The 23,063-nt window shown below is 54.5% G+C and carries 21 protein-coding genes; 8 read left to right on the forward strand and 13 right to left on the reverse strand.

Going from position 1 to position 23,063, the window contains the following annotated elements; genetic code table 11:
• Window positions 1-28: 28 nt before the first annotated feature.
• The 5 genes from NYE85_RS14910 to NYE85_RS14930 all read right to left on the reverse strand — a co-directional run bounded on the left by NYE85_RS14910 (window position 29) and on the right by NYE85_RS14930 (window position 5,543).
• Entirely contained in the window at window positions 29-1,783 is a 1,755-nt protein-coding gene (locus NYE85_RS14910; RefSeq protein ID WP_259005527.1) for an ABC transporter permease subunit, read from the reverse strand.
• Window positions 1,780-3,288, reverse strand: coding sequence for an ABC transporter substrate-binding protein (locus NYE85_RS14915; RefSeq protein ID WP_259005528.1), 1,509 nt, complete (start codon window positions 3,286-3,288; stop codon window positions 1,780-1,782). The genes NYE85_RS14910 and NYE85_RS14915 overlap by 4 nt, the downstream gene beginning before the upstream one ends.
• An 11-nt stretch (window positions 3,289-3,299) precedes the next feature.
• A complete protein-coding gene (locus tag NYE85_RS14920) occupies window positions 3,300-4,073 on the reverse strand; it encodes an ATP-binding cassette domain-containing protein (protein ID WP_259005529.1) in 774 nt (257 codons plus the stop codon).
• A gap of 2 nt (window positions 4,074-4,075) precedes the next feature.
• On the reverse strand, window positions 4,076-4,885 hold the full coding sequence (locus NYE85_RS14925; RefSeq protein ID WP_259005530.1) for an ABC transporter ATP-binding protein: 810 nt from the start codon (window positions 4,883-4,885) through the stop codon (window positions 4,076-4,078).
• Between the two features lie 319 nt (window positions 4,886-5,204).
• Complete coding sequence (locus tag NYE85_RS14930) at window positions 5,205-5,543, reverse strand: hypothetical protein (protein WP_259005531.1); 339 nt, start codon at window positions 5,541-5,543, stop codon at window positions 5,205-5,207.
• A 316-nt stretch (window positions 5,544-5,859) separates the two neighbouring features.
• Between NYE85_RS14930 and NYE85_RS14935 the strand changes: the two genes are divergently transcribed.
• The gene (locus tag NYE85_RS14935; RefSeq protein WP_259005532.1) at window positions 5,860-6,147 is read left to right on the forward strand and encodes a hypothetical protein; all 288 of its coding nucleotides are present in this window, start codon (window positions 5,860-5,862) and stop codon (window positions 6,145-6,147) included.
• Between the two features lie 276 nt (window positions 6,148-6,423).
• Window positions 6,424-8,541, forward strand: coding sequence for a TonB-dependent siderophore receptor (locus tag NYE85_RS14940; protein ID WP_259005533.1), 2,118 nt, complete (start codon window positions 6,424-6,426; stop codon window positions 8,539-8,541).
• Between the two features lie 60 nt (window positions 8,542-8,601).
• On the opposite strand, the gene NYE85_RS14945 is transcribed toward NYE85_RS14940, so the two are convergent.
• A complete protein-coding gene (locus tag NYE85_RS14945) occupies window positions 8,602-8,778 on the reverse strand; it encodes a GhoT/OrtT family toxin (RefSeq protein ID WP_004962283.1) in 177 nt (58 codons plus the stop codon).
• Between the two features lie 365 nt (window positions 8,779-9,143).
• On the opposite strand from NYE85_RS14945, the gene NYE85_RS14950 reads away from it, so the two are divergent.
• Window positions 9,144-10,187, forward strand: a complete 1,044-nt coding sequence (locus NYE85_RS14950; protein WP_259005534.1) for a YrzE family protein — start codon at window positions 9,144-9,146, stop codon at window positions 10,185-10,187.
• 173 nt (window positions 10,188-10,360) lie between these two features.
• Window positions 10,361-10,522, forward strand: a complete 162-nt coding sequence (locus NYE85_RS14955; RefSeq protein ID WP_259005535.1) for a YqaE/Pmp3 family membrane protein — start codon at window positions 10,361-10,363, stop codon at window positions 10,520-10,522.
• Between the two features lie 305 nt (window positions 10,523-10,827).
• On the opposite strand, the gene NYE85_RS14960 is transcribed toward NYE85_RS14955, so the two are convergent.
• A complete protein-coding gene (locus NYE85_RS14960) occupies window positions 10,828-12,096 on the reverse strand; it encodes a YeaH/YhbH family protein (protein WP_259005536.1) in 1,269 nt (422 codons plus the stop codon).
• Between the two features lie 109 nt (window positions 12,097-12,205).
• Window positions 12,206-14,140 carry a protein kinase YeaG gene (gene yeaG, locus NYE85_RS14965; protein ID WP_259005537.1) on the reverse strand — a complete coding sequence of 645 codons (1,935 nt, stop codon included), beginning with the start codon at window positions 14,138-14,140 and terminating at the stop codon, window positions 12,206-12,208.
• Between the two features lie 444 nt (window positions 14,141-14,584).
• On the opposite strand from yeaG, the gene NYE85_RS14970 reads away from it, so the two are divergent.
• Window positions 14,585-15,334 carry a MipA/OmpV family protein gene (locus NYE85_RS14970; protein WP_259005538.1) on the forward strand — a complete coding sequence of 250 codons (750 nt, stop codon included), beginning with the start codon at window positions 14,585-14,587 and terminating at the stop codon, window positions 15,332-15,334.
• A gap of 105 nt (window positions 15,335-15,439) precedes the next feature.
• Here the strand turns inward: NYE85_RS14970 and NYE85_RS14975 are convergent, their stop codons facing one another.
• Together NYE85_RS14975 and gapA are read right to left on the reverse strand one after the other, a co-directional pair.
• The gene (locus NYE85_RS14975; protein WP_259005539.1) at window positions 15,440-16,315 is read right to left on the reverse strand and encodes a D-hexose-6-phosphate mutarotase; all 876 of its coding nucleotides are present in this window, start codon (window positions 16,313-16,315) and stop codon (window positions 15,440-15,442) included.
• A 103-nt stretch (window positions 16,316-16,418) separates the two neighbouring features.
• Window positions 16,419-17,414: a glyceraldehyde-3-phosphate dehydrogenase gene (gapA, locus tag NYE85_RS14980; protein ID WP_259005540.1), complete on the reverse strand. Its 996-nt coding sequence runs from the start codon at window positions 17,412-17,414 to the stop codon at window positions 16,419-16,421.
• Window positions 17,415-17,761: 347 nt separating this feature from the next.
• Between gapA and msrB the strand changes: the two genes are divergently transcribed.
• Window positions 17,762-18,175: a peptide-methionine (R)-S-oxide reductase MsrB gene (gene msrB / locus NYE85_RS14985; protein WP_259005541.1), complete on the forward strand. Its 414-nt coding sequence runs from the start codon at window positions 17,762-17,764 to the stop codon at window positions 18,173-18,175.
• A gap of 58 nt (window positions 18,176-18,233) precedes the next feature.
• Window positions 18,234-18,506, forward strand: coding sequence for a YeaC family protein (locus NYE85_RS14990; protein ID WP_259005542.1), 273 nt, complete (start codon window positions 18,234-18,236; stop codon window positions 18,504-18,506).
• 35 nt (window positions 18,507-18,541) lie between these two features.
• Here NYE85_RS14990 and pncA read toward each other — a convergent pair whose 3' ends face one another.
• The 3 genes from pncA to sppA all read right to left on the reverse strand — a co-directional run bounded on the left by pncA (window position 18,542) and on the right by sppA (window position 22,151).
• The gene (gene pncA, locus NYE85_RS14995; RefSeq protein ID WP_259005543.1) at window positions 18,542-19,171 is read right to left on the reverse strand and encodes a bifunctional nicotinamidase/pyrazinamidase; all 630 of its coding nucleotides are present in this window, start codon (window positions 19,169-19,171) and stop codon (window positions 18,542-18,544) included.
• A gap of 16 nt (window positions 19,172-19,187) precedes the next feature.
• Window positions 19,188-20,204: an asparaginase gene (ansA, locus tag NYE85_RS15000; RefSeq protein WP_259005544.1), complete on the reverse strand. Its 1,017-nt coding sequence runs from the start codon at window positions 20,202-20,204 to the stop codon at window positions 19,188-19,190.
• Window positions 20,205-20,297: 93 nt separating this feature from the next.
• On the reverse strand, window positions 20,298-22,151 hold the full coding sequence (sppA, locus tag NYE85_RS15005; protein WP_259005545.1) for a signal peptide peptidase SppA: 1,854 nt from the start codon (window positions 22,149-22,151) through the stop codon (window positions 20,298-20,300).
• 161 nt (window positions 22,152-22,312) lie between these two features.
• Between sppA and NYE85_RS15010 the strand changes: the two genes are divergently transcribed.
• On the forward strand, window positions 22,313-22,864 hold the full coding sequence (locus NYE85_RS15010; RefSeq protein WP_259005546.1) for an NAD(P)H nitroreductase: 552 nt from the start codon (window positions 22,313-22,315) through the stop codon (window positions 22,862-22,864).
• Window positions 22,865-23,063 lie beyond the last annotated feature (199 nt).

Raw genomic sequence — 23,063 nt, forward strand, 5'->3', positions numbered from 1 at the left:
GTCTGATCCCAATATTTATAACCTGGCGCTATGGTACTACAACCGTGGGATGACTGCGTGATCGACTATGGGGCACCCCGAGGGCACCGGCCAATGAGACCGCCAGTAATGACAACAGCAACAGCGCGCAGGCCGGCGCCAATACCGTCCACGGCGCACGCTCGAGATACGGCATGCCTTCTGCCAGCACCAGGCCCCATTCGGCGCTGGGCGGTTGCGGCCCTAGGCCAAGAAACCCCAAGGCGGCCAGCGCTAGCGCAATGCCCGGCAGGCGTAGCATGGCATGGCGCAGTAGCGGGCCGATCACCGCTGGCAGCAGATAATGTGTCAGGCTGCGCAGCGGGCCGACGCCCAATATTGGCAACATGCGAATGTAGGGCTGGCGGCGGGTTTCGTGCAGCAACGCGGCGCAGTGCGCTGCCAGCGGCGCCCAACTGACCAGCAGCACCGCGCAGGCCGCTCCGTAGGATGAGGGGCCGGTGACGGCGACAACCATCATCCCGGCAACGATCGGCGGCGTGGCGTTGGCCGTTTCAATAACGCCGCACAGCAGGCGTGGCATCAGGCCAAACAGCAAGCCCAACAGCAGCGAACAGACGCTGACTGCCAACGCCAGTAAGCTGGTGTGCAACGCGCCATAAGCCACGCGAGCCAGGATATCACGACCGGTGGCGTCGGCACCGAGCGGCAACGCCAGGCTGGGGGGTTGCAGGCGCAAGTGCAGTGATGCCAGCGGATCGCGTATCAAGCCGCTCAATATCAATAAACACAGAATGACGGTGGTAATACCGACCACCAGGTAACCACCGCTGCGCGGGGTGTCTATGGGGTGGGTATTGGGCAGTGTGACGCCGGTGCGCCCCAGCAACAGATAATGTAACGTTTGTGCCATCAGGCCGGCGACAAATGCGATGGTCAGCAGTAATAAGATACCGCACTGTAATGCCGGTAAATCCTGCGCGACGGCAGCGCCCAGCGTGGCGCGGCCAATCCCCGGAATGGCGAAGATCTTTTCTACCGCCACCGCTCCACCGGTAAGGCCGACCAGCACCAGCCCCAACTGCGGCAATAACGCCGGCAGGGTGCGTCGAAATACCGCCAGCAGGCGCTGATGCCAGGGAATGCCGGCGAGGCACCAGTTTAACAGCCAACGCTCGCTGAAGGTTACCGCCAACCCATCGTTGAGTAACAGGCCAAGCAGGCCGCCAGCGGGCAAGCCCAGCGCCAATGCAGGCAAAACCGCGTGTTGCCAGCCTTGCCAGCCAAACGGCGGCAACCAGCCTAACCAGACCGCGCCGACGATCAATAGCAGCGCCGCCAACAGAAACTCCGGCAGAGCGGTCAGGCTGGTGGCAATAACGCCGACGGAGGGACGGTTAACGCCACGCAAGCCGCGCCACAGCGTCGGTACGGCCAGCAACAAGGCGATGGCCAGCGCAACCGCCAGCGCGTACGCCATCAAGGTTAATGAAACGCCGGTGGCGCGTAGCATGCCAGGCAGTACCGGCTCGCCGGAAATCCACGAGTGGCCGGCATCGCCGTACATCAATCCGGACAGCCAATGCCCCAGCAGTGTCAAGGGACCGTCTTCCAGCCCGAAGCGCTGGCGTATGGCGTTCAAGGCTTCCGGAGTGGCGACCTGCTCCCCGGAACGTGCGCGCAGCAGGCTCAATGCCGGATCGCGTCCCGACAACCACGGCAGCAATCCTATCAACAACACCATACCCGCCAGTGCCAGTAAACGTGATGCCCATGGCAGCGCCGGTTGCAATATACGTATCATTGCGGCTGCGCCACTCGCGTTGCCGGCGTGATCAGCAAGCGTTCACGCGGATCGCGCGCCACCTGTTGTACGCCGGCAGCTTCACCTTGAATCACCCGTTCATGCAGCAGTGGTATCGCCGCATGGGTTGCCAGTATGCGGCTCTCTGCCGCGATGATGGCTTGCCGTCTTTCAGTCCCGGCAGGCATGACCGCGGCGCGCGCCAATGCGGCATCTACCTCGCTGTCACATAATTGTGCAATGTTAAAGGAACCGTGACAGGAAAAGTCGCTGTACATATAAGCGACCGGATCGCCGGAATCCAGCACGGTGGCGCGTGACAGGATAAATGCGTCGAACTTGCCCGCCAGCGCATCGGCTTCGATGTGTGCGTATTCTCGTACCTCTTGTTTGACCTCAAAGCCGGCGGCGGTGAGTTGTTGTGCCAGATATACCGCTACTTCGGGCAGTTCAGCACGATCGCTGAAGGTTGCCAGAGTAATAGCGGCCCGCTTGGTGGAGCTCGGGGACGTGATGGCAGGTTGCGGTTGACGTAGCGCAGCCGCCCAGGGCAACGCCGGGCCAAGCAGGCCCTCGGCGATGTCTGCCCGTCCTTCGTACACGTTTTCAACCAGTGGCTGGCGTTGAACCGCGGTTGCTGCCAGCGCGCGTAGCTGCGGATCGCTGAACGCGCCATACCGCGTATTGAGATACAGCGTGTTGGTGCGCGGCATCGGAACTTCCTGTACTCGCGTCGGATCGATCAGCGCCACCTGAGCCACCGGTACGGCTTCGACCACATCGGCCTCACCGGTGCGCAGTGCGGCGGCGCGAGCGGTGCCGTCGGGCACAAAACTGACGTCGATGCCTGGTGCAGCGGCGCGCATGCCCCAGTAGCCATCAAAGCGATCCAGCCTGGCGCTGCTGGTGCCGTTGACTGTGGTCAATACAAATGCTCCGGTGCCGGCACGCAGCGGGTTGACTACGCCGTCAGCGCCGTAGGCGCGCGCGGCCAGTATCGCCAATTGCGGGCTAGACAACCGTTGGGGCAGTAAGGGATCGGGCGTCGCGGTGCCAATCATGACCGCATACTCGCCATCCACGCTGACCTCCAGCTGCACGCCGTCAAGAATGCGCGGTTTGGGCGCGGCCTGCATGGCGGCAGTCAGGGAACGCACCACGCTGTGGGCGGTAAAGGGCGTGCCGTCATGGAACCTGACGCCCTGACGCAACTGAAAACGCCAGTGACGCGCGTCTATCTGCTGCCACTTTTCCGCCAGTGCCGGTGTGGCATCGCCGTCTGCGTTGAGTGTCACCAGCGTTTCGGCGTTGCTCCAGCGCGACAGTTTAAACGCGTCATCACTCAGCGGCGTCAGGCCGGATCGTGGCGGCTGCAGCATGGCCACCCGCAGGCGTTGCTCGCCGGCGTGGGTTTCCTGTGATTCTGGCGGGTCGAAACAGCCGCTCAGCAATAAGCTGCCGGTCAGTACATAGCCTAGCGGGCTTGGAAAACGCGGGAATGACATCAACAACTCCATTACATTTCAGCAGGGGGACAGGGAAGGGATGGGAGAGCGGCGATCAGCGCCTGGGTGGCGGCGTGACGCGGTGCCTGCAACAACTCGGCGGTAGGACGGTCTTCGACGATCCGGCCCTGATCCATTACCAGCGTGCGTTGGCACAAGGCGCTGACCAGCGAAATATCATGCGACACAATCAGCATGCCCATTTTTTGCCGTTGGGCGAGGTTCGCCAGCAACGTGATAATTTGCCGCCGCAGGGGCAGATCAAGCCCGCTAACCGGTTCATCGGCCAGTAAAAACCGTGGCTGCGTTACGATGGCTCGCGCCAGCGCCACGCGCTGTGCCTGGCCGCCGGACAGTTCGCCTGGCCGGGCTTGCATCAGCAGGTCATCGAGTTCCACCTGGCGTAACGCCTGGGTAACGCGAGATGCTACATTGCCCGCATCAGTCAGTTGACGCAGCGGTTCGGCAATCAGTTGCGCGACACTGTGGCGTGGATTAAGCGACGCCACGGCATCCTGCGGAACGTATTGCACCAATCGGCGATACCAGCGCAGTTTACCGCCAGATGCCGGAGCGACTCGTTGCCCTTGACAGAAGATGTGTCCATGATCGCTGGCATCGAGTGCCAACAGCAGCTTTAGCAGGGTAGTTTTACCGGCACCGGAGCAGCCGACCAACCCGACGCACTCATCAGCGCGCAGATTAATGTTGCAGGGCCATAGGCCGGTTTTCTGCGTGTCATAGAGTCGGCTGACGTTTTGCAGACTGATAAATGGCTCAAACATGGTTAACCTGCCTGACGTAAACGTTGGCTGTTACAGCAGGTCGATGCCTGTATCGCAGCCACCAACCGTTGGCTATAGGGGTGTTTCGGTTGTTGCAGTAGCTGGTTAAACGGGCCTTGCTCAACCAGACGGCCATGCGACAGCACCAATGCGCGCTGGCACAATCCTGCGGCAAGCACGATATCGTGAGTAATAAACAGCATCGCGGGGGCGGCGTGCGGCCGATGATAGCTGCGCAAGACCTCGAGCAGTTGGTGCTGGCTGACCATATCCAATGCGCTGGTGGGTTCATCGGCAATCAGCAACGACGGCTGGCCTGCCAGCGCCACAGCGGTACATATGCGTTGGCATTGTCCACCGGACAGTTGACCGGGGTAGCGCGCCAGCGTTTGTCGGGGTGATAAACCGAGAGTTTGCAGCATATCGCTGGCGCAGTGGCTGGCCTGACGGCGGGAAAGTGAGCGTTGATAACGTAGCGCCATCGTCAATTGCTGGCCAACCGTTGCCAACGGGTTCAGCGCGGTGAACGGATCCTGGAAAATTGCCGCTATCGGCAGGCGGCCGCGTTGTTGCAGACGTATGCCTGCCAATGGTTTGCCATGCAGGCTGATGGTGCCATCAACCACCGCGTTCGGCGCCAGCGTGCCAAGCAGCGCTGCGGCGGTCAGCGATTTACCGGCGCCGGAAGCACCGAGCAAACATACGCGCTCGCCGGCATGCAGTACGAAGCTCAAATCCTGTATTTTGCGTTCGCCATCGAGCGTGATGTTTAATTGTTGTACGGCCAAAACCGGGGGGTGGGGCTGTTCCATGTCACCGTCTGTGCAGAGTAAATTTTGATATGTGATAACATAACATTATTATTCTGGCGATGACCATCGTTATTCACCGGCGGGGCGGTATGCCAGCGATATAAAATCACGCTATGATGGCCGCTGTTTTGCTACCACAGTGGTTGTTATCGGTGAGAATGCTGATCTTTATTTTATGTATGTTGGTCTACCTGCTGCTATTGGGATACCTCGGTGCGTATGTCACTGACAAGATTTGCGAGCAATCCAGCAGCTACAGTAAAGTCTGTCGTATGGTTGATGTGTCTGAGCCGCATATTGCCAGCGAACGGCGGCCGCTTTACGACAAATAATCGAAGGTAACCAGCCTGGTCAACAGCGCTGCAATGGCGATCAGCGCGGCGGCCTGCTTCCACCCCAATGCCGCCAGCCAGTCCTGTTTTACCGGTGGTGTGGCCATTTGGCCGACCACCACGGTGCCAGTCAGTAGCAGAGTGATGATCAGCAACACCAGAGCACTGCCGATCGGGCCGAACTCGACGTGCAACACATTGGCGTAGTACAGGCGCATAATGATAAAGTAAATCAGCATTACCCAGGTAAAACGCGTCCGTTTCTTCAGGATTTGATGCAATAGGCAGGCGATGAACAAACTATGTGCTACAGAAATCAGGGGCATTTCGATCGGATGTCGCACGCAGGTGTTATAAACTGCCATGTAAATATTAAATATCAACAGCACGTAGATTGTATAAATATACCAACCGTAAATTATTTTCCGTTTTCTTGCGTTGGCCATGTTTGAATCATCGTCTGATTGCATGGTGCTCTCCTTGAGTTGCTCCGTTTTTAACATCGCAGAACTAAATGGATACTAAACATCCTGACGGATTTATTTCTTGACCGGCAAGGAACTCTACGACGTTCGTTTTGTCTGTTGATAACGGTGTGTTTATTGCGTTGGCTAACCAGTGGGAATGTGGTAACCTTTTGATATGAAAGATTTTAATAATAGTATTTTCACTCGAGTGGCCATGGTTGTGATGGTGCTGGTGTATTTAATACTGCCACCAGCATTAACCACCTATTACTTTCTTCAGCTTAATCTGAATCCTTTTGCCATTATTAAATTCTGGCATTACAACCCTTTTTCTGCCGATCGCGGTATTCCTGCCTATCAGCCATTTTTATATCTACTGGCGCTGTGGTTGGCTTTAAATGTAGTAATTTTTGGCTGTATGTTGCTTATTTCCCGCCTGATTGCGTTTTTTAACGCCCGCTAAAAGGGGCAGTTTTTGTCCCGCGCCGACGAGCTATATCCATATAAATTATAAGATTACTGTTAGGCCACTCATGTCAGAAAAATCTGATGGCCTCGACAAAAAGCGCAATGCTGCTTGAACTCAAACCATTATAAAGATAATAATTATCATTTGTATTCGTTTTATCTTTTGTTTTTTTGCGCCGATGCTTCGGGAACTTCTTTGCGGATGCGGCAGCCAGCGTTGCTGCCGGCAAGAGCATGCGGTGATTTTTTATCGCTTCTACAGGAATTAGCCATGTCTGGGATTTATCTCGCCAAACGCAGTGCCGTGTTTTGCTCAATTGCCTTGTTTATGCCACTGGCCTCATGGGCTGAAGATACCGTGGTGGTAACTGCTGCACCGGCCGATACGGCGGATTCAGCAACTCATGGGTACACCGCCACCACCAGCCGAGGGGCGACAAAAACCGATACGCCGTTGATGTTAACCGCGCAGTCGGTTTCGGTAATTACTCGTCAACAAATGACCGATCAAAATGCGCTCACCGTCAATGATGCGCTGAAGTATACGCCCGGTGTTTTCACCAACTTTGCCGGTGGTGCTACGCGCTATGACACCATTGCACTGCGCGGATTCCACGGCGGCGATGTCAACAATACCTTCCTGGATGGTCTTCGTCTGCTGAGTGATAGCGGCAGCTACAACGCGTTGCAGGTCGATCCCTGGTTCCTCGAACGTATCGACGTGATCAAAGGACCATCTTCGGTGATGTATGGCCAGAGCATTCCCGGCGGGCTGGTGGCGTTAACCAGCAAACAGCCACGTTTCGCCAGTGAAGGCCATGTCAATGTGATGGGGGGCAATAACGCCACCAAAGGCGGCGCTTTTGACGTTACCGGGCCGTTATCCGAGCAGTGGGCCTATCGTTTGACCGGCATGACCCGCAGCAGTGAAACCATGTACGATCATCAACGCGAAGAACGCTACGCCATTGCTCCTTCGTTGCTGTGGCAACCAACGGCCAATACCTCGCTGTTGCTGAAGGCTTACCTGCAAAAAGATCCCTCCGGCGGCTACCACAGCGCAGTGCCTGCCGACGGCAGCCTGTATTCCAGCCAGGGCGACAAGCTGGGACGTGGTTTCTTTGACGGCGACAGCAGTCATAACGTCTTCAAGCGCTGGGAGCAAATATACAGCTACGCATTTTCTCACAGCTTCAACGACGTGTGGACTTTCCGGCAAAACGGCAGCTATACCCATTCCAACGTAGCATTGGAACAGGTGTACCAGATTGGCTGGAATGACGATCACAGTATGCTGCACCGTTACTACAGCGGCTCCAATACCTCACTGGATGCCTATGCGGTGGATAATCAGCTGGAAGCCGATTTTGCCACCGGTCCGGTGGAGCATAAGGTGATGCTGGGACTCGATTATCAGCGCTTTCGCAACAACCTGTGGGATGAAAGTGCGCAGGCAACCGATTTGAACCCCTATACCGGTGCCGCGCTGCAGCCGGTGCTCAGTAACCTGGCGCGCACCGATTCGCGACGCCATTATGAACAGACCGGCGTGTATTTGCAGGATGAAATCAACCTGTATAACTGGTATCTCAATTTGTCGGGCCGTTACGATCGTCTGGAAAGCAAGAACGATAACCTGACGGCAGGCACCTCCGATGCGCGCAACGATCGCCACTTCAGCGGTCGTGCCTCGCTGCTGTACAGTTTCGACAATGGATTATCGCCTTATGCCAGTTACAGCTCCGCGGTAACGCCGGAAGCGTTGGCGGATCGGGACGGTCATATGCTCAAGCCGAGCACCAGCGAGCAATATGAGCTGGGCCTGAAGTACCAGCCGCCCGGCAGCCGCTCGCTCTACAGCGTGGCGTTGTACGACCTGACGCAGAAAAACGTGGCGAATCGCGTGGTGCAGCAAAGCTATTACGTCCCGGCGGGTAAGGTCCATTCACAAGGTATTGAATTGGAGGCCCGTACCAGGCTGTCCGAACGCCTGAACCTGATCGCCGGCTATAGTTACAATAAAGTGAAGTTCAAGGATGCGGTTGATGGCAATGACGGCAATACGCCTTATTTGGCGCCAGATCAAACGGCATCCCTGTGGGGACAATATGATGCAGGCTATGGCGTTAACCTGGGGGCCGGGGTGCGTTACATTGGTAAACAATGGGCTGATAACGAAAATACCCAGCGTATTCCTTCGGTGACGTTGCTGGACGCGTCGGTGAGAATGAATATGGACCAGGTGGCGCCCTCATTGAAAGGAGCCTATGTGCAGTTGAACGTTAATAACCTGACCGACAGAAAGTATGTCGCCGCCTGTTATGGCACGGGCTATTGCTATTGGGGACAGGAGCGTAGCGTCGTCGCTACCGTGGGCTACGATTTCTGATCGTTATGCCAACATAAACCATTAACACCCCGTCACGGTACGGGCGGGGTGAATCTCTGCTTAAAACAGCGAAAACAACAACACTACCGGCAGACTTAATGGCCAGGTCAGGCCGATGGTGAGCGCGCTGATGCAGCGAATTTTAACCGTGTCCCGGCTAACCAGATAGGTAAATACCATAGAAAATAACAGGCCAAACAAATAGAAATATTGTGTAGCAACCCACAGCGACGACATGAAACTGATTCCAATGACTTAATTTAGCCGCGCATTCTAGGAGTTTCCCCTCGTCGAATCAACGGTTGGCGCATGCTAAGCGCCGGCCTTTTTAGTGCCTGGCGTAATATCAATCGTGGTCAACCGCCACGACGTGCCCGACAATATAGGTCAAGCTTTCTTATCTAATAACAGCGCTGTAACGGTGGCGTTACATAACCGGATGAGATAAAAACATCCAATTACCAATTGATTATTAACATATTTATATGTTTTTTGTGGTGATAAAATGCAACTCGGCGCTTCGCCATATCATTAGAAACTAGACTTAATTGAGCTGGCGTTGCGTCAGATGATCAATGGTATGGCGAATAAGGAGTTAAAACATGGAAATAACCAATGAGTTGCGCGCAGTAAAAAAAGTCTCATGGGGCAGTATTATCGGCGGAGTGATTACCGTTCTGGCAATTTCACTATTACTTTCCACGCTAGGCACCAGTCTGGGCTTTGCCATTGTTGACCCGACGTCGAACGATCCGGTGAATGGCGCAGGCACCACGGTAGTCATCTGGTCGGCAATATCGATTATTGTCAGCCTGGCGGCAGGCGCCTTTGTCGCCGGACACTTAGCCGGTAACGACGGCTTGATACATGGTTTTCTGGTTTGGGCGACGGCGCTGCTGGTTGCCGCGGTGCTGGGCGGCATTGTGCTCGGGGGGACTATCAAGGCCACCGGCAATGCGCTGGGGTCGATCGCTTCCGCCACCGGTAGCGTAGTTTCTGGCGCCGGCTCCGTGGTTGGCGGCGGTATCAAGGGGGTGGCCAACGCCGGTCAGCAGGCTTTTGCCGAGCTGAATCTCGATACCAAACTGCAACCCGAGCAACTGGAAGATAATGTGGTCGCCGCCTTGCGTAAAAGCAAGATTGAAACGCTGCAACCGGAGTATATGCAGCAGCAACTGGATGGAGCCAAGAATGATATCGGCGAGGCGGTCAAGCAGTTGGCGGTCAATCCCGATAACAGCGATACGGTGATTCAAGGGTTGGTTGATCGGTTGAAAAAGCGTGGCGAGTCTCTGACGCAAGACGTCGATCGTGACAGCCTGACCACCGCGCTGAACCAGAACACCGATATGACGCCGGCTGAAGTGAACAAGACGGTGGATAATATCATTGTGGCGAAACAGAAAACTGCCCAGTTGGTGAACCAGCGTCTGAATGACATGCAGAGTAAAATCGAGCAGGCCAAACAACGCTATGCCGAACTGAAACAAAAAGCACGTGAACAGGCAGCCGCTGCCGCCGACGTGCTGGCGCGTTCTGCATTGTGGTCGTTCTTTGCTTTGCTGGCAGGGGCCGTTGTCAGCGCGCTGGCGGGGCTGTGGGGCGTCAAGCGTGGTCGTCATCACGTGAGTAGCGTAACGCACTAAGGCCATCAGCCAGTGACGAAAAAACTCCGGCGTTGCCCGGAGTTTTTTATCATCAAAACCGCTTCAACCGACAATGATAGCGCCAGTATCGTTACCGGCAGTATTGATCACTGATTGAAATTGTTAAATGGATATAATATGTTGGTAACTCATCAGCAAGTTAAGGAGTTATCATGGGTTTTTGGCGTATTGTGTTTACCATTATTATCCCTCCGCTGGGTGTACTGCTGGACAAAGGCATCGGTGGCGCGTTTATCCTTAATATCATCCTGACGCTGCTGGGGTATTTCCCGGGCCTGATTCACGCTTTCTGGGTGCAAACCAAGCAATCCTGATCCTTGCGATCCATGTCGCCCCGGCCGAGGCGGGCCGGGCTTCAGCCGCACTGCGGCGTTAAATATGCAGCATCTGAACAAATAACCACGCGAAAACGATCGCCAACGTGCCGGTAGTAACAAGAATGCACAGCATTTCCTTCACTGACGAAATCCTTTCTCTGGGCCGTTAAAACATTTGTTATTGTTTTTGTGGGGGATTCTAGATCTGTGTGGGTAAAATTCCTAGTAAAAATATAGGCTGGTGGTGGTGCTAATGGCAAAAAAACCGGCCACGAAGGCCGGCTGACTGCCGCGACGATGGTTTACGCGGTTTGCGTGCGGAACAGCTCGCGGAATACCGGATAAATGTCATCCGGCTCGCGGATATGCTGCATGGCGAAGTTATCAAATCTGGCCTGCAAGTCTTCATATTCCCGCCATAGCGTTTGATGCGCGCGGCGGGTGATTTCGATATAGCTGTAATAACGCACCATCGGCAGCAGTTTCTTGGTCAGCAGTTCATGGCATAGCGGTGAGTCGTCGGCCCAGTTATCACCGTCCGACGCCTGCGCCGCATAGATGTTCCACTGCGCCGGGTTGTAGCGTTCTTCTACTACGTCATACATCAGCTTCAGCGCGCTGGAAACAATGGTGCCGCCGGTTTCCTGCGAATAGAAGAACTCCTGTTCGTCGACTTCCTTCGCCTGGGTGTGGTGGCGAATGTAGACCACCTCGACGTTTTTATAGGTGCGGCTGAGGAACAGATAGAGCAGGATGTAGAAGCGCTTGGCCATGTCTTTGGTGGCCTGATCCATTGAACCTGACACGTCCATCAGACAGAACATCACCGCCTGGCTGGAAGGTTCAGGGCGGCGTTCGTAATTTTTGTAGCGTAAATCGAAGGTGTCGATAAACGGTACTTTCTTGATCTTCTGACGCAGCTCGGCGATTTCCTTGCGCAACCGCTCTTCCTCCAGCAATTGTACCGGCTCGGTATTTTCCAAATCGGTCAGCTGTTGTTCCAGTTGCAATAGCTCGCGTCGTTTGCCAGCGGTCATAGCGGTGCGGCGTGCCAGTGAATTTTGTAGCGAACGCACCACGCTGATATTGGCCGGCACCCCGTTGGCGGTATAGCCTGCGCGATGCGTTTTGAATTCGGTCAGCTGTTTGTACTGATTTTTCTTCAGGTTCGGCAGCGCCAAATCCTCAAACAGCAGATCGAGATATTCATCTTTGGAAATCTGGAAGATGAACTCGTCCTGGCCTTCACCGTCCTGGCTGGCATTGCCCTGGCCACTTCCGCCACCGCCACCACCTTGTGGTCGTTCGACGCGATCGTTCTGTACGAAATGGTCGTTGCCAGGATGAACGCGATGGCGGGTGCCGCCGCGCCCCTGATGGAACATCGGTTCGTTTATATCGTCAGTCGGAATCGATACCGATTCGCCACTGTCTACGTCGGTGACCGAACGCTTGTTGATGGCTTCGGCAATCGACTGTTTTATTTGTGACTTGTAACGGCGCAAGAAGCGTTGGCGGTTAACCATGCTCTTGTTTTTGCCGTTAAGCCGTCGATCAATAAAGTAAGCCATAGTTCCCCCAGACGACGTTGCCAACTTTTTCCTCACGCTTGCAGACTGCCGCCGGTTAATGCGCGGCAGTCTGCAATACGCTGAGATAGTTATAACGACCCACCAGACGTTATGATGATTTCCTGACCCGTAAATACCATTCACACAGCAGTCTAACCTGCTTACGGGTATAGCCTTTCTCCATCATGCGATCGACAAAGTCGTCATGTTTTTTCTGCTCGTCCGTTGAGGTTTTGGCGTTAAACGAAATTACCGGCAGCAACTCTTCGGTGTTTGAGAACATTTTCTTCTCGATCACCGTACGCAGCTTCTCGTAACTGGTCCAGTTTGGGTTACGGCCGTTGTTGTTGGCGCGGGCACGCAGCACGAAGTTGACGATTTCGTTGCGGAAATCTTTCGGATTGCTGATGCCGGCCGGCTTTTCAATTTTCTCCAGTTCAGCGTTAAGTGATTCACGGTCAAACAGTTGACCGGTATCGGGGTCACGGTACTCTTGATCCTGGATCCAGAAGTCGGCGTAGGTCACGTAGCGGTCAAAAATGTTCTGGCCATATTCTGAATAGGATTCCAGATAGGCGGTCTGAATCTCTTTGCCAATGAATTCGGCGTATTTCGGGATCAGATAGCCTTTCAGATGTTCAAGGTATTTTTCCGCCAGATCCTGCGGGAATTGCTCACGCTCGATCTGCTGCTCCAGTACGTAGAACAGGTGAACCGGGTTTGCTGCCACTTCGGCATGATCGAAGTTAAATACCCGTGACAGTATCTTGAAGGCAAAACGGGTTGAAAGGCCGTTCATGCCTTCGTCCACCCCGGCGTAATCGCGATACTCCTGATACGATTTTGCCTTTGGATCGGTATCTTTCAGGCTTTCACCATCGTAGACCCGCATTTTTGAATAGGTGCTGGAGTTTTCCGGCTCTTTCAGCCGCGACAATACGGTGAAGCGCGCCAGGGTTTCCAGCGTACCCGGTGCGCATGGCGCATGGGACAGTTCGCTGTGATCCAGCAGCTTGTCGTAAATCTTGATCTCCTCTGACACTCGCAGGCAGTAGGGCACCTTGACGATATAAACACGGTCGAGGAAGGCTTCGTTGTTTTTGTTGTTGCGGAAGGTGACCCACTCTGATTCGTTGGAGTGCGCAAGGATAATGCCGTTGAACGGCAGGGCGGAAATACCCTCGGTACCGTTATAGTTGCCTTCCTGGGTCGCGGTCAGCAGCGGGTGCAGCACTTTGATCGGCGCCTTGAACATCTCGACGAATTCCATAATCCCCTGGTTGGCCCGGCACAGCGCACCGGAGTAGCCATAGGCGTCCGGATCGTTCTGCGCATGGTTTTCCAGCTTGCGGATATCCACCTTGCCGACCAGCGCTGAAATATCCTGGTTGTTTTCATCACCCGGCTCGGTCTTGGCAATCGCGATCTGCTCCAGAATGGAAGGGCGCACTTTGACCACCTTGAACTTGGTGATATCGCCGCCAAATTCGTGCAAACGCTTCGCTGCCCATGGCGACATGATGGTGCCGAGGTAGCGACGCGGAATGTTGTATTCTTTTTCCAGAATGTTGGCGTCTTCCTGCGGATTGAACAGGCACAGCGGATGGTCGTTGACCGGGCTGCGTTCGCCGTTGGCGCTCAGGGTGTAAATCGGCACCAGTTGCATCAACGCCTTCAGGCGTTCCGCCAATGAGGATTTCCCGCCGCCCACCGGGCCCAGCAGGTAAAGGATCTGTTTCTTCTCTTCGAGGCCCTGCGCGGCGTGCTTCAGGTAAGAAACTATCTGTTCGATAGCTTCTTCCATACCGTAGAATTCCTCGAAGGCCGGATAGCGTGCGATCACGCGGTTGGAGAACAGGCGAGACATGCGTGACTCAAGCGCGGTGTCGACCATGACCGGTTCACCGATAGCCATGAGCAGACGTTCCGCGGCATTGGCGTAGGCACTGCGATCTTGCCGGCAAATGGTAAGAAATTCCTGCAGTGTGAACTCTTCGTCCTTGGCAGCTTCGTAGCGCTGGCGATAGTGGTCAAATATGTTCATGGCGATGCCCGTCCTTTCGTTATTAGCACAGGTTAAAGGGAGCGTTTCATAGTCTTCTGGCCCCCGAAAGAAGAAGTTAATACCTGAGTACAGCAACCCGTATGCCAACCTGGTGCGCTTATTATCGCGAGTTGCGCTGTATTGCCACTGGGCTCAGGGTAATTTCACCTTCTGATTTAAGCTTAGTTGGCATAGCGGAAAATTTCCTGTCAACGAAAAAGCTTTTTTTAAGTCATATCAATGACTCAGTTATTGCAGGGTTTGCGGAGGACCTTGTCGGGCGCGGGCTGCGCGGTAAAACGTCATACATCTGACATTCTTTATACATATTTCAGAATTAACTTAACGGATCTTGCTAATTTTCAAATGTAAATTTAAAGCGCGTAACCGAAATTTCACATACACTATCGCCGCTATTAATCTGTCATTTATGGAAGAGAACCCGTGAAGATATTTCAATTCAAAACGCTAGCGGTTATCGCGTCTGCTGTGGTGTGTGCACAGAGTGCCCAGGCGGGAACCTGGTCGCTCGGTGCGTCTGCATTGGTGAGCCCGGACCCTTATCGCGGCAATCAGACTCGCGTTTATCCGGTACCGGTGATCAACTATGAAGCCGATGACTTCTACTTCCGTACGCTGACCGCCGGTTACTACCTGTGGAAGGATCAGGAAAACCAGTTGAGCGTAATGGCGTTCTATTCGCCATTGCACTACAAACCGGGCGACAGCGACGACGACCGCATGAAGCAGTTGAACAAGCGTCGGGCGACTTTGATGGCAGGGGTTGCGTATTCGCATAACGCGGAGTGGGGCACCATTCGTACCACCTTCGCCGGCGATACCCTGGATTACAGTAACGGCATGATCGGCGATCTGGCCTACCTGTACAAGTTCCAACTGGATGCCTGGACTTTGACGCCGGGCGTTGGCGTGACCTGGAACAGCAAAAATCAGAACAAGTACTACTATGGCGTCAGCGAGGGTGAATCGCGTCGCAGCGGCCTGAATAGCTATACGCCGAACGACAGTTGGACGCCGTACGTTGAGCTGAGTGCCAACTATCAGATTAATGAAGCGTGGAACGCCTTCTTTATGGGCCGTTACGTACAATTGTCTGATGAGGTCAAAGACAGCCCGATGGTAGATAAATCCTACACCGGCATGCTGTGGACCGGTGTCAGTTACAGTTTCTAAGCTTTCTGCACGATTTTCGTGCGTTATAGGCATTAAAAAGGGGCGCTGGCGCCCCTTTTGCTTAACTGACATCGAGAAAACGGCGGTGTACCGGTTGTACGCCGCTCAAACCCCTTTGCGGCAACGCAAGGTCACGCCGAGCCGTGCCGGCTGTTCGTCACGGGCAATCAACGGCTTGTTGATACGGCCGGTTTCCACACAAACCATGGTTTTATAACCGTCGTTCGCCATATCGGCCATGCTGCAAGACAGTTCAACGCCAGGGTTCCAGGCAATCACATCGCTCATATGGTGGTGATGTACTTCAATACTGCGTTGCAGAATTGGGTCTTTTATCACACTGTAAGGCTCTGGTTGGGTATAAACGCGGTCGGTTTGGCCGACAAATACCACATCGCCCAGCTGACGCGCTTTGGCACCATTGGCCACTTTATCCAGATAATGCTCGCCCAGTCCGGCCACTTTCACCGTTTCGATATCGCCAACCTGAAAATAGGTATGAAGTGCGGCAGTCGCCTGGTAATCCCCGTGTGACTCCAACTCGATCTCACACTCTTCACCCAGTTTGAAGCGGGCGATCAGCGTGAATGGGTGTGGCCACAGCTTGCGGGTCTGTTCATTGTCTTGCAGGGTAAAGGTCAGGATCACGCCGTCCTGGTCTTCGTCGTGCGCAGTCAGCGACCACGGCATATTACGTGCAAAACCGTGCGAAGGTTTACCCGCCGGGCCAAACCATGGCCAACAGATCGGCACGCCGCCGCGAATGGCATTGCCTGGCGTGAAGGGCGTATTTTTGCTAAGCCACACCACCGGTTGCTCACCGCTGGGTTGCCAGGCTACCAGATGGGCGCCTTGCAGGGTTATCGCAGCGCGTACCTTGGGGTGCGAAACGACGATCACCGGTAGCGCATCCAGCTGGCGTTGGCTGATGTAAGGGGAAATTTGTTCCACTACGGGAAGGGTAAACAGTTTATCGTTCATCGCGTTGCCTTATATTTGCCATACCCGTCAGGTTATCGGCTATACAGAAAGCAAAAAAGGGCGACAATAATGTCGCCCTCATGATCAGCAGTACATCATTCCATTACTTGGAGATGTGAGCGATCAGATCCAGAACCTTGTTGGAGTAACCGGTTTCGTTGTCGTACCAGGAAACCAGTTTCACAAAGTTGTCGTTCAGTGCGATACCTGCTTTGGCATCGAACACGGAAGTCAGTTTTTCACCGTTGAAATCGGTAGAAACAACGTCGTCTTCAGTGTAGCCCAGTACGCCTTTCAGCTCGCCTTCAGCCGCTGCTTTGATTGCCGCACAGATTTCTTTGTAAGACGCAGATTTTTCCAGACGCGCGGTCAGGTCAACCACAGACACGTTTGGCGTTGGAACGCGGAACGCCATACCAGTCAGTTTGCCGTTCAGCTCAGGGATAACTTTACCTACAGCCTTGGCAGCACCGGTAGAAGAAGGGATGATGTTCTGAGATGCGCCGCGGCCGCCGCGCCAGTCTTTGTGAGACGGGCCGTCAACGGTTTTCTGGGTAGCGGTAGTCGCGTGAACGGTGGTCATCAGCGCTTCAACGATACCGAATTTGTCGTTGATGACTTTAGCCAGTGGAGCCAGGCAGTTAGTGGTGCAAGAAGCGTTGGAAACGATTTCCTGACCCGCGTAGGACTTGTGGTTTACACCCATAACGAACATTGGGGTATCATCTTTGGATGGGCCGGTCAGAACAACTTTCTTGGCGCCAGCTGCGATGTGTTTACGTGCGGTTTCGTCGGTCAGGAAGATACCGGTTGCTTCAGCAACTACGTCAACGCCCACTTCGTTCCACTTCAGGTTAGCCGGGTCTTTCTCTGCGGTAACACGGATGGTTTTGCCGTTAACAACCAGATGGCCGTCTTTAACTTCTACGGTACCGTCGAAACGGCCATGCGTAGAGTCATATTTCAGCATGTAAGCCATGTATTCAGCGTCCAACAGATCGTTGATTGCAACGATTTCGAGGTCAGAACGTTCCTGAGCAGCACGGAAAACAATGCGACCGATACGGCCAAAACCGTTGATACCTACTTTGATAGTCATATATTCCACCAGCTATTTGTTAGTGAATAAAAGGTTGGTTGTAAAATTACAAAAACCTTACCTAGCGTCAAGCGGAATCGTGTCAATTATTGCGGCAAGTCAAAGCAGAGGCCTGGATTTGCACGCTTATTGCACGTTCCGTTTGCGTTCGGCCTCATTAGGATATGGGGTCAAAATGCTAAGTTTAAAGAGCGTCGCAATAATATATGTGATCGGCATCACATATGGCCGCGACCTGAACTTTATGGCGTACAGTTTAGGCCAAAAATGCCTGCAACGCTGTTAATTTTTTGTTATCATTAATCATTGTTTTCGTTGACATTATCCATAACTTGGGAATCGCACAAATGGCTAAAGAGCACACCCCCAACCAACCGGTCACGGAACTGAATGAAATACAACGTTATGTGACCCAACAGCGCGGCACAGAAGCGCCGTACACTGGCAAATTGCTGCATAATACCCGCGACGGCGTTTACCATTGCCTGTGTTGCAATGCGCCACTGTTTTACTCGGATACCAAGTTTGACGCCGGCTGCGGCTGGCCTAGCTTCTATCAACCGGTTTCGGACGAGGCAATCCGCTATCTTGATGATAATTCACATAATATGCACCGGGTGGAAATCCGTTGCGGCCAGTGTGATGCCCATCTCGGTCACGTTTTCCCCGATGGTCCCAAACCTACAGGCGAACGTTTTTGCGTTAATTCGGCATCGCTCAGTTTTACCGATAGCGAAAGCGGCGAAAATACTGCCGGTTAAGCGGTAAAACAATAACAAAATCGATTCAGCTATTATTCATGTGAGCGAGGAACAAGCGATGGACGTGAAGGATTTGATTGCGGCGATGACGCCCGAAATTTATCAGCGCCTGGTGCAAGCCGTTGAATTGGGTAAATGGCCGGACGGTGTTGCGCTGACGGCGGAACAGAAGGAAAACAGCTTGCAGGCGGTAATGCTCTGGCAGGCGTTGCATAATGACGATCCGCAGCATATGAGCATCGGCAAGGATGGCCAGATCGTCATGAAGAGCAAGCAGGAGCTGAAACAGCAGTTCGCTGCCGAACCGCTCATCAAGTTGAAGCCGCAGTAAGTGGCAGGAAAGGGCGCCGAGGCGCCCGGTTTGGTTTAGCTCAGGTATTGTGACAGTGTCACTAGTTTGGCGCCGGCCTGCTGCATGGACCGTAGTGCCTGTATGCTGTCATTGGCCTGCAGGTTCACCCCGCGACAGCCGTCGGTGATTACCGTGGTCTGATATCCCTGGTTCAGAGCATCAAGCACGGTAAACTTCACACAGTAGTCAGTGGCTAACCCCATTACCGTCAATTCAGTCACGCCCCGATCGCGCAGCCAGTCGTCAAGCTCGGTTTTTGCCCGGTGTCCATTGTCGAAGAACGCGCTATAGCTGTCGATGGCTGGGTCCTGCCCCTTGCGGAAAATTGCGGCTATCCCCTGCCGCTGCAATTGTCGGTGTAGTTCGGCTCCGTTGCTGCCTTGCACGCAGTGTACCGGCCACCACACCTGCGGCAAACCATCAAGTTTGCCCAGTTCACCGACCTTGGCGGCAGAATTAACCGCAAAACTTCTATGAGTGGCCGGGTGCCAGTCTTGACTGGCTATCACCGGCACGCCACGCGCCAGACAGGCGGCGATTGCCTGATTGGCTACCGCGATAGTGGCGTCACCATCTACTACCGCCAGCGCGCCGCCGGGACAGAAATCATTTTGCAAATCGATCAATAACAGGGCCGCGCTCATGAAACCTCCTGATGCATTAACCGACGGTGCTTAATTCGCCGCGCAGATCCAGCTGCATCTGTTGGCGGATTTGCGCTGGCGACAGCGGCTGGCTCAACAAATAGTGCAGCTTGGTCAATGCGGCTTCCACCGTCATGTCGAAACCGCTGATCACGCCGGCATGCGCCAGCGCATTGCCGGTGGCGTAACCTTCCATATTGACTCGCCCGGAAATGCACTGGGTCAAGTTGACCACCACAATGCCGCGCTCGGATGCAGCACGCAGTTCGTCAACCAGTTCGGCTTTCTGCGGCGCGTTGCCGACGCCGTAAGAGCGCAGAATCAATGCCTTGACCGGTTGCAACAGGAAGTTGCGCACCACCGCGCCGGAAATCCCCGGATAGATGGTTACCACGCCAATCGGCTGCGGCGTTATGTTATGTACCTGCAATTCACCGTGACACGCCGGGGAGTCAATGCCGTTTTGACGGCGAATATGAATACCTGCTTCCAGTAGTGGCGGCAGGTTAGGCGAAGCAAAGGCGTCGAAACCGTCGGCATGCGCCTTGGTGGTACGGTTACCGCGGAACAGTTTATTGTTGAAGAATAGACTTACTTCGTTCACCGGATGGTTGGCCGCCAGATACAGTGCGTTCAGCAGATTGGTCTGGCCGTCGGAACGCAACTCCGCCAGCGGGATTTGTGACCCGGTCACGATTACCGGCTTGGCGAGATTTTCCAGCATGAACGACAGCGCTGAAGCGGTGAACGCCATGGTATCGGTGCCGTGCAGGATGACGAAGCCATCGTATTGCTCGTAGTTTTTCTTGATGTCATCGGCAATGTGCTGCCAATCTTCCGGCGTCATGTCGGAGGAGTCGATCAGCGGGGAGTATTCATGGATGGTGAAGTTGGGCATTTCCGTACGGTGGAACTCTGGCATTAACGCCAGTTGCCGTTGCAGGTGGCCAGAAACCGGGATGTAACCATGTTCGGAGCGCTGCATGCCGATGGTACCGCCGGTGTAAGCGACGTAGATAGATTTCTTTTGCATTGTAGGGTTTTGGCTAATGATAAGATGGGCTGAATTATAGGGCGATTAGCGCAGAAAAAAAGCCCGGCGAGCGCCGGGCTGAAGATTAATTTGTTAGCGTACGTCACCGCAGTTCAGACAGATGGCGTAGCGGTTTTGCGGATCGTTCAGATTATTGAATAATCCCGGCTGTTCTTTCATCGCCATGGCTACCGAGGCCAGCGGCGCCGGTAGCATCGATTGCAGTGCGGCCGGCAGCATGGCGTGGATCGAGACGCCAAACTGGCTGAGCACCATGTCTGCCAGGCTTGGGGAGTCGACAAACCAGTTCAGATGCCACTGTTTCAGCTTGGCCAACTCTGCGGCTTTCTGTACCGCATCATCGAAATCCCCCAGTTGGTCGACCAACCCGTTATTCTTGGCGTCGCCACCGGTCCAGACGTGACCCTGAGCAATTTTATCAACCTGTTCTGGCGACATTTTACGCGCGCCAGCCACCAGATCGATAAAGTTTTTGTAGCCATTCTCGATGTTCAACTGCATCATTTGCGCAAACTCGGTCGGCAATGCCTTGGTAACCGCCAAATCGGCCAACGGCGAGGTCGCGACGCCATCGGTGTGTACGCCAACGCTGTCCAGCGTGTCCTGATAGGTGTTGATCACGCCGAAAATGCCGATAGAGCCGGTAAGGGTGCTTGGACTGGCAACGATATAGTTGGCAGGGGTAGAAATCCAGTAGCCACCGGAGGCCGCCATACCGCCCATGGAAACCACCACCGGTTTGCCAGCAGCACGCACCGCAGCCAGTTCGGAGCGGATCACCTCAGACGCGCTGACGCTGCCGCCTGGGCTGTTAACTCGTAATACCACCGCTTTGATTTTAGGATCCAGACGGGCCTGACGCAGCTGTGCGGCAGTGGTGTCACCGCCAACCGTTCCCGGCGTTTGCGGGCCATCCATTATTGCGCCATTAGCGAACACTACGGCAATCTGGCCGCCCTGATCCGCTGCCGGTGTCGGCTGATAGTCATAAATACTGACGGCGTTGAAATCGTTGTTTTGCTTATCCCAGCCAAAGGTCTTGACCAACTGGTTTTCCATCACGGTACGCGAAGCCAGTTCATCCACCAGCTTGCCGTCAAGCGCGTATTTCGCCGTATCTCCGCCGGCCGCTTGCAGACCGCTCAGCACGCCGGCTGCCCCAGGGAACAATTGCTGGGTGGTGATTTGGCGGTTGGCCGCCACCGTGGTGAGGTAGTTCTGCCACAGGTTGCCGATCCAGCGGCTGTCCGCTTCACGCGCCGCCGGTGACATATCGTCACGGATCATCGGCTCCACCGCCGACTTGTAGGTACCAACGCGGAAGATATTGGTGGTGACCTTCAGCTTGTCGAGCAGCGACTTATAGTACAAATTGTTGGTGGCGAAGCCGTGCAGATCGACGTTGCCCTGCGGTGACAGATAAATCTTGTTCGCGAAGCTGGCTAAATAGTATTGGGTTTGGTTATAACTGTCGCCAATGGCATAGATCGGTTTGCCGCTGTCGCGGAACTCACGCAGTGCCTTGCCGATATATTGCAGTGAAGGCTGGTCGGCGCCAGCAAAATCATTCAACTGCAATACCATGCCGGTAATGTTTTTATCATCTTTGGCGCTACGGATGCTGTCGACTACGTCAAACAGCGAGTTTTCCTGCAGTTCGCTGGCGGAGGCACCAAGGAACTCGCGGCTGCGCTGTAGCAGCCGGTTCTTCATGCTGGGTTGGTCAACCACCACGCCGCTCAGGTTCACCAGCAAGGCGCCGCGCGGCGTCTCGGCGGGCGTACTGCTCTGGAAGGAAAAGTAAATGCCGACACCGACCAAAATCAGCAGGATCAGAAACAGGTTAAGAATCAATTCCCTGATGAAGTTCAGCAGACGCCATGTCCACCTGAAAATACCGGCAATGGTACGCCACAATATATGCATGTTCTCTCCAAACATGAGCCGAGGATGTCACGCTATCCTAATGAGCAGCCAACGAAATGTCAGCTTTAAATCATCGGTCACAGCCGTAATTGCCCAGACTGTAACTCGTTGTTTAGCTATGTTACCGTGATCGTAATGAAAATTGTTATCGGGAGCTTACTATGGATGCACTGGAACTATTATTGAATCGCCGTTCGGCCTCACGTTTAACGGCACCGGCGCCAACGGGTGAAGTCCGGCAGAATATCATTAATGCCGGCTTACGCGCGCCGGATCACGGAGCGCTGCAACCATGGCGTTTTGTGATGATTGAAGAGCAGGGCCTGGAGCGCTTCAGTCAATTGTTACAAGCTGCGGCCAAACAGGATAACCTCGACGACGCGGCGATTGACAAGGCCAGACAGGCGCCGTTTCGTGCACCACTGATCATTACCGTGGTGGCGCATTGCAGCGAAAACCCCAAGGTACCGCGCTGGGAGCAGGTGGTTTCCGCCGGTTGTGCGGTACAGGCGATGCAGATGGCGGCGCTGGCGCAAGGCTTTAACGGCATCTGGCGTACCGGCGCATGGACCGAACATCCTATGGTGCGCAGCGCTTTCGGCTGCCGCGAGCAGGACGAAATTGTCGGTTTCCTCTATCTGGGTACCCCGCAGTTAAAAGCCGCCACTAAAGTTATCGCTCCCGACAGTGGCCCGTTCGTCAGCCACTTCTGATCCCGGCGGGTTTTCGTCAAAAAATGCGCGATAACCCGCAGATCTGTATTGTTTATGAGCAGGCCGTTCGCAGAAAGTCGGCTCGCTCTTATCAATCCCTTCACTAAGCGCTACCCTATACCCACATAGCGGGCGGTGCGCCGCCACGGCAAGCTAACGCATCCCGCATCGCCGGCTCGTTACCGGCGACTCGGCACCC

The organism is Serratia sp. AKBS12, assembly GCF_024793895.1.
Lineage (GTDB): Bacteria > Pseudomonadota > Gammaproteobacteria > Enterobacterales > Enterobacteriaceae > Serratia_F.

Coding starts and splice junctions, on each gene's coding strand:
- NYE85_RS14945 (WP_004962283.1), bottom strand. CDS start 8,778: ATGTCGTCGCTGTGGGTTGCTACACAATATTTCTATTTGTTTGGCCTG.
- NYE85_RS14940 (WP_259005533.1), top strand. CDS start 6,424: ATGTCTGGGATTTATCTCGCCAAACGCAGTGCCGTGTTTTGCTCAATT.
- NYE85_RS14920 (WP_259005529.1), bottom strand. CDS start 4,073: ATGTTTGAGCCATTTATCAGTCTGCAAAACGTCAGCCGACTCTATGAC.
- pncA (WP_259005543.1), bottom strand. CDS start 19,171: ATGAGCGCGGCCCTGTTATTGATCGATTTGCAAAATGATTTCTGTCCC.
- NYE85_RS14935 (WP_259005532.1), top strand. CDS start 5,860: ATGAAAGATTTTAATAATAGTATTTTCACTCGAGTGGCCATGGTTGTG.
- NYE85_RS14955 (WP_259005535.1), top strand. CDS start 10,361: ATGGGTTTTTGGCGTATTGTGTTTACCATTATTATCCCTCCGCTGGGT.
- ansA (WP_259005544.1), bottom strand. CDS start 20,204: ATGCAAAAGAAATCTATCTACGTCGCTTACACCGGCGGTACCATCGGC.
- yeaG (WP_259005537.1), bottom strand. CDS start 14,140: ATGAACATATTTGACCACTATCGCCAGCGCTACGAAGCTGCCAAGGAC.
- NYE85_RS14915 (WP_259005528.1), bottom strand. CDS start 3,288: ATGTCATTCCCGCGTTTTCCAAGCCCGCTAGGCTATGTACTGACCGGC.
- NYE85_RS14925 (WP_259005530.1), bottom strand. CDS start 4,885: ATGGAACAGCCCCACCCCCCGGTTTTGGCCGTACAACAATTAAACATC.
- NYE85_RS14975 (WP_259005539.1), bottom strand. CDS start 16,315: ATGAACGATAAACTGTTTACCCTTCCCGTAGTGGAACAAATTTCCCCT.
- gapA (WP_259005540.1), bottom strand. CDS start 17,414: ATGACTATCAAAGTAGGTATCAACGGTTTTGGCCGTATCGGTCGCATT.
- NYE85_RS14930 (WP_259005531.1), bottom strand. CDS start 5,543: ATGCCCCTGATTTCTGTAGCACATAGTTTGTTCATCGCCTGCCTATTG.
- NYE85_RS14960 (WP_259005536.1), bottom strand. CDS start 12,096: ATGGCTTACTTTATTGATCGACGGCTTAACGGCAAAAACAAGAGCATG.
- NYE85_RS15010 (WP_259005546.1), top strand. CDS start 22,313: ATGGATGCACTGGAACTATTATTGAATCGCCGTTCGGCCTCACGTTTA.
- NYE85_RS14910 (WP_259005527.1), bottom strand. CDS start 1,783: ATGATACGTATATTGCAACCGGCGCTGCCATGGGCATCACGTTTACTG.
- NYE85_RS14950 (WP_259005534.1), top strand. CDS start 9,144: ATGGAAATAACCAATGAGTTGCGCGCAGTAAAAAAAGTCTCATGGGGC.
- msrB (WP_259005541.1), top strand. CDS start 17,762: ATGGCTAAAGAGCACACCCCCAACCAACCGGTCACGGAACTGAATGAA.
- NYE85_RS14990 (WP_259005542.1), top strand. CDS start 18,234: ATGGACGTGAAGGATTTGATTGCGGCGATGACGCCCGAAATTTATCAG.
- sppA (WP_259005545.1), bottom strand. CDS start 22,151: ATGCATATATTGTGGCGTACCATTGCCGGTATTTTCAGGTGGACATGG.